The organism is Limosilactobacillus mucosae DSM 13345, from assembly GCF_001436025.1.
In the GTDB taxonomy this organism is placed as follows: Bacteria; Bacillota; Bacilli; order Lactobacillales; family Lactobacillaceae; genus Limosilactobacillus; species Limosilactobacillus mucosae.
Genome location: NZ_AZEQ01000039.1, coordinates 1 through 6,394, shown reverse-complemented (window position 1 = coordinate 6,394; position 6,394 = coordinate 1). Strand labels below are relative to the sequence as shown.

2 protein-coding genes are annotated in these 6,394 nt (G+C 43.3%); both read left to right on the top strand.

The annotated features are described in order from the left end of the window. Positions 1–286 (top strand): LPXTG cell wall anchor domain-containing protein (locus FC47_RS09900; protein WP_155519188.1); only part of this gene is annotated, 286 nt, incomplete at its 5' end. A 523-nt stretch (positions 287–809) separates the two neighbouring features. Further along, positions 810–5,957: a mucin-binding protein gene (locus tag FC47_RS09895; protein WP_056968785.1), complete on the top strand. Its 5,148-nt coding sequence runs from the start codon at positions 810–812 to the stop codon at positions 5,955–5,957. The last annotated feature ends 437 nt before the right edge of the window (positions 5,958–6,394 follow it).

The window sequence follows — 6,394 nt, the reverse complement described above, 5'->3', positions numbered from 1 at the left end:
GGTTACGCCAAATGACCAAGACACGACGATCAACATCACCTACAAGAAGCTTGGTTCCGGTAATGCAGCTGGCCAAGGCGGCAATGCTTCTAACGGTGGTTCAACGACTGGTCAAACTGCTCAAAACGGTCAGTCAGGTCAAACCCCAAACAACGCCGGGGCTCAACAGCTGCCACAGACTGGTAACGCCAACAACGAAAAGAGTGCACTGGGATTGGCAGGAGCAATGTTTGCAGCCGGTCTTGGCCTGGGCTTTGGCTCTAAGAAGAAGCGTCATGAAGATTAAATAAAAATGTTTAATGGTTTAGTATTTTAAGATAATGAAATGAGGTATCTTGCCAAGCAGCGAGATGCCTTATTTTTTTATATATTTTTCAATCTGTATTATTACGGGGACTTGCGAAAAGCCTGAACCGCAGCAAAAAAACGGCTTAGACTTTTATGACGCGAGGATGATTATCGAGTGAATGGTTAAATTATTTTTCGGTAAATTTTTGAGTGCAAATGATCATATCAGCAATTAAATTATTTTGGTCTGCATAAAGAATATATTTTTTAATTAAAAATAAATATGTTGTATTAATTATGAAAAGAATATAAAAATAATTATTACAAATTAAGAAAAGCGTTTTTGTAAATCGGTGATATTTTATTAAATATAAATGTAAACACTAACACTACAATTGTTGATGAAAGTAAACGGTGATAATATTTGATACATTAACTGTTTCTATGATAACGATTTATGCACTAAGGTCGCAGAAACAGATGATGATGGAGAATTTTGATTTAAAGGATAGTGTTTTTAATTGGTTTCGAAAAATAATTATCGGCAGATAATTGAAAAATGCTTTAATCAGCGCCAGCATTGGGGGCTGCGCAAACTAAGCATTGGGGTTGCTTCAGTTTTGCTGGGAACGGCGATTATCGCACAAGGCTCTGTCTATGCCGACACTCAGTCCGCGCCTGCCGACTCTGCAGAAAATGGTGTCAGCAGCACTGGGGAATCAGCTGCTTCGGGCAATACATATGTTTTGAAGAGCAGCCAAGATACGTCAGCAACTACTGACTCGCAGGCGGCTGTAACTTCAACGTCTCCGGCAACGGCTGCGGTAAGTGAAGCACAGACTGATCATGACGTTAATGGAGTTCAGACGACTTTTACGCGTAGTCAATCAGCGGTGACTGGCAACAGCGACAGTAATCCGATTAGCGATGAGTCAGGAGAGTACTGGCCTGATACTAAAGGCGCTTCAATCAAGAATTATGATAAAACGATAACGACTGATTTTTCGACTGACAAAGCAGCGGCAGAGAATCAGGTTATTGATCCTTCAACAATCAAGGGCTACGATCAAGAATATAGTGATACCCCAAATTTGATGCATACTCAGGATCTACATCTGTATGTCAACGGTAAAGAAGTTGACATCAGCACTTTGCAGGATGATGATAAGTTAAATGGTGATTCAAAATATCCCACTCATAGTTCAAAAGGTCATGCTCATCTGATCAAAGTCAGCGATTTTGGCCCGAATACTTACTTTTACGCGCGCAATGCCGTGCAAAAGTACAACCAAATTACGGGCGCGATTGAGCACTATGATGTCAAATGGACACTGGAATCGGTTAACTATGCAAATGAGCAGGCCTTGCTGGCATTTGGGATAAAAGGTCTGCTTGATGGCGGCGGCAATCTTTTGTTTAATGTTGGTTCTGGCTGGCAGGTAGCTAAACGAGGCAATTTCGCCAATACGCATCTTCAATTCTTTAAAGAAGTTAATATTGATAATTTTGTTAATCAGAATGGTACTTTGAAAGAAACGGTTGCTGAAGCGATTAAGAATGGCGATATCGTGGCAACTGCTTTGAAGATCCATGAAGGCTTTACCGATCTTGACAATAATGAAGCCATTGAGATTAGTGAGAATGCAGTTCATAGAGTCCTAGTTGATAATTCTGCGACTTTGGCCTATCAAAAAACTAATGATGGTTATTTAGCAATTACTCGGACTTATAATGACATCAGTGATCATGATGCTAAATTTAAGAATACCGATCAAGTAGTTGCTCTGCTTGAATTAGATGTCCCAAAAGAAGGGTTCGATCTTTCGATAGCAACGTCAGGTCCTTCCGTCAAAGGTGAAATGGCTGAAGGCAGCAAGGTTGCGCCAGCCGTTTTGGATACGGTAGCTTATTTGAAGACTTTAACCGTCAATTACTATGAGCTTGATGAAAATGGCAATCCAACTACGATTAAGCTAAAAGACACCAAAACTGCCCATAACTTTATTGGCAAGTCATATGGTCTTCAAAATACTGATCAAGACCAAGATGGCAAACAGGATGCTTTTGATTACTCGGCACCACAAGAGATTACTGACCAGGATGGCACGACTTGGAAATTAGTTAAGCAGACTGGTAATAATCTAAAAAATCATACATATCAAGACTGCTTGAACGTTATTAATTACTACTATCAAAAGAGCGAGGTTCGTAAACAAGGTACAGAAAGCGTCACTTATAAGTTTTATAACGATCAAGAAAAGACTAAGCTGGTCAAAGAAATTACTAAGACGCCGGTATACCAGGATAGCAAGTGGCAATGGCGGATTGAAGAGACCGATTATGACGATCAAGGCAATGAGACTCACCAATCCACAATTACGGACAGCCTCATGGAAGGTTTGAGTGCCGATCAAGCAACAGTTAAATTTACTGGGACCGTAAACTATGACGGCAATGGCAAAGTTACCGGCACAACATGGGATGCAAACGACAAAACGTACGGCACGATTAAAACGCCAGCAGTTGAGGGTTACACGGCAGATCAGGCCAGTGTTGGCGGAGAAACGGTATTACCTAATGGTTCATCACTTAACCGCGCGTATGAAGTTGTGTATACCCAGAATCGGTACCATCTGACGGAGAAATTTGTAGACGAAGCTGGCCATGAACTGTTGCAAAGTGTTCCTAAGGGCAGCTCGTACAAAAATGGTGATGGCTTTGACGTAACCAAGGATGCCAAGGTAATCCCCGGCTATGTCTTAGTAAAACAGGACAATACCAGCGGCAAATTTGGTAATGGCGACCAAACGGCGACATTTACCTATAAAAAGGTTGGCAAGCTGATTCCAGTTGATGAAAACAATCAGGCAATTCCAGGAGCGAACACGTCAACGTACAAGACCGATCCAACCAATCCAACCAAAGTCCTGAATCCGACTGTGCCAAGCATCGATGGCTGGAAACCAAAAGATAATCAGCCAGGCGATTCAATTACGCCAAAAGACCCAACTCAAGACACGCCAGTACCATACGTCCAAGTCGTTTCCGGCACGATCAAGTACGTTGATGACACGACGGGCAAGCAATTAAGCAGTGAAAATCTTAAAAAGGGTACAGTTGGTTCCAAGATCAACTACACTACTAAAGACAAGATTGAGAGCTACAAAGACCATGGCTACGAACTGGTTTCCAACAATTTCTCTGATGGAAAACAAACCTATGCCAAGGAAGGCAATGATTTCGAAGTTCATCTAAAGCATGCCACGAAGTCAGTTACACCAGATGATCCAGCTACGCCAGGCCAACCAATCAATCCTAAAGGCGATGCCAAATATCCAAAAGGTGTTGCCAAGAATGACTTGACTGCTACGGTAAAGCGGACAATTAACTATGTCGATGAAGACGGCAATAAGGTTAATGGTGCTCCAGACGGGACTGGCTCGTACGTTCAAACCGCTGAATTTACGCGGACTGTGATCGTTGACAAGGTCACGGGTAAGATTCTGGGCTACGACACGAACAATGATGGCAAGGTTGACACTGAAAATGGTAATCGGGCCTGGACGCCAATCGATAAGACTTTGGAAGCTGTTAAGTCAGCCGATCCAAGCTCAGTAGGCTATGATAAGGTTGATATTGCAAACGTTTCATCACTAGTCGTTACGCCAGATCAAGGCGACAAGACAGTTAAGGTAACGTACAGCAACAACCCGGTTTCCGGTACGATCAAGTACATTGACGACACGACTGGTGTAGAACTTGATAGCGATAATTTGCCAAGTGGTAAGATTGGTTCAACAATCAATTACAAAACGGCTGATAAGATTAAGGCTTACGAAGATCAAGGCTATGAACTGGTATCCAGCGACTTTACTGATGGCAGTCAGGTCTACAAAAAGACTGGTAATGACTTCGTGGTTCATCTAAAGCACAAGACGCAAACCATCACGCCTAACGATCCTAATCCGGTAACACCGGGCCAACCAATCAACCCTAACGATCCGAACAGCCCAGTTTACCCAACGGAAGTCGATCACAAGAACCTGGCCAAGGATGCCAGCCAAACGATTCATTACATTGGTGCCGGCGACAAGACGCCAGCTGACAATATTGTGCGGCAAAAGGATGCCTTCACGCGGACTATTATGATTGATAAGGTTACTGGTAAGATTCTTTCGATAACGCCATGGAGTACTAAGACGTTTAACACGGTGACCACGCCAGTCATTAATGGCTACCATGCCAACAAGAAAACTGCCGGTGGTCTGACGGCAACGGTCGACAATCCAAACGTAAAAGAAACGGTAACCTACGCGCCAAATGGCAAGCTGATTCCAGTTGATCCGAATGGCAAGCCAATTCCAGGTGCGGACACGCCGACGTACAAGACCGATCCAAATGATCCAACCAAAGTCTTGAATCCAACTGTGCCAAGCATCAATAACTGGCAGCCAAAAGATAAACAGCCAGGAGAATCAATTACGCCAAAAGATCCGGGTAAAGACACGAAGGTACCATATGTTCAAGTCGTTTCTGGCACGATCAAGTACATTGATGATACGACTGGCAAGGAACTAAGCAGTGAAAATCTTGAAAAGGGTACAGTTGGTTCCAAGATCAACTACTCTACTAAAGACAAGATCGACGGTTATGAAAATCAAGGCTACGAACTGGTTTCTAGTAACTTCACTGATGGAAAGCAGACCTACGCCAAGGCCGGCAATGATTTCGTCGTTCATTTAAAGCACGCAATTAAAGAAACGGTAAGCTACAAGGACGCTACTCAAACCATCCACTACACAGGTGCGGGCAGCGACACTCCTACTGACAAGGTTCAAACTGAAAAGCATGCTTTCAGTAAGACGGATACGATTGACAAGGTAACTAATAAAGTAATCAAAACTACCGGCTGGGTTGGTACAAAGACTTTTGGTACGGAAGACACGCCAGTCATTAATGGCTACCACGCTGATAAGAAAGCTGCCGGTGGCTTGACAGCAACGGTTGACAATCCAAACGTAAAAGAAACGGTGACCTACGCGCCAAATGGCAAGCTGATTCCAGTTGATCCGAACGGCAAGCCAATTCCAGGTGCCGACACGCCGACGTACACGACTGATCCAAATGATCCAACCAAAGTCTTGAATCCAACCGTGCCAAGCATTGATGGTTGGCGGCCAAAAGATAAGCGGCCAGGCGATTCAGTTGTGCCAACCAATCCCGGCAAAGACACACCGGTAGTATATGTTAAAAAACGTCAAAAACCGGTCATACCAGTTACTCCGGAGCAGCCTAAGAACCCAGCTGTACCAAATAATTCAGAACAGCCGAGAACGCCAAATCAGTCTGATAATTCAAAGCAACCGACAATACCGACGGCGCCTGATCAACCGAATGATTCGATTGTGCCAAACGATTCAAAACATTTGGCAACGTCAACACCTCGCGATCAGTCGATTTCTCCTGTGCCAGGTAATTCAACGCAACGGGCAACAGTAAGTAATTCAGTGACAGCTGAACGGTCAGCAGCTGCTGATTCTGAAAAAGAGACAGCACTGCCACAAACCGGTAATGATAACAATCAAGCAAAAGCAGCCATGGGACTGGGCTTAACTAGTCTAAGTACAATAATGGCAATGTTTGGTCTGAAGAAACGTCGTCATAATTAATCATTAAAAAATGGAGCACCCAGAAAACTGGAATGCTCCGTTTTGTTTTTTCTGAATTTAAAGCGTTTGCATGTTGAGTAGCAGCTGCTATTCGGCATGTTTTCGCTTTCAATGAAACAGATTAATTACTATATGCACAATCTGGTGTTCATAACGAAATGCTTTTTTACAAATTTTAAATGCATATAGTTTAACCTTTTACTTGATTTGGAAATTTACGAAAAACAAAAAAGGCGAGACGGGGCAAGAATGTCTCGTTTCACCTGGGATTTCAAGGGAACCAAGTCTCGTCGCCGCGAACGAGTAAATGACAAAAGTCAAACCTGGTAATTTATGTCGGGCAACGGCATCTTTGCTATGTCACCACAAAAATGGAGATTTAGCGGCTTAAACTGCGTTGATGCGTTGAGGTGGGGTGACTCATAACTTAGGAGTTA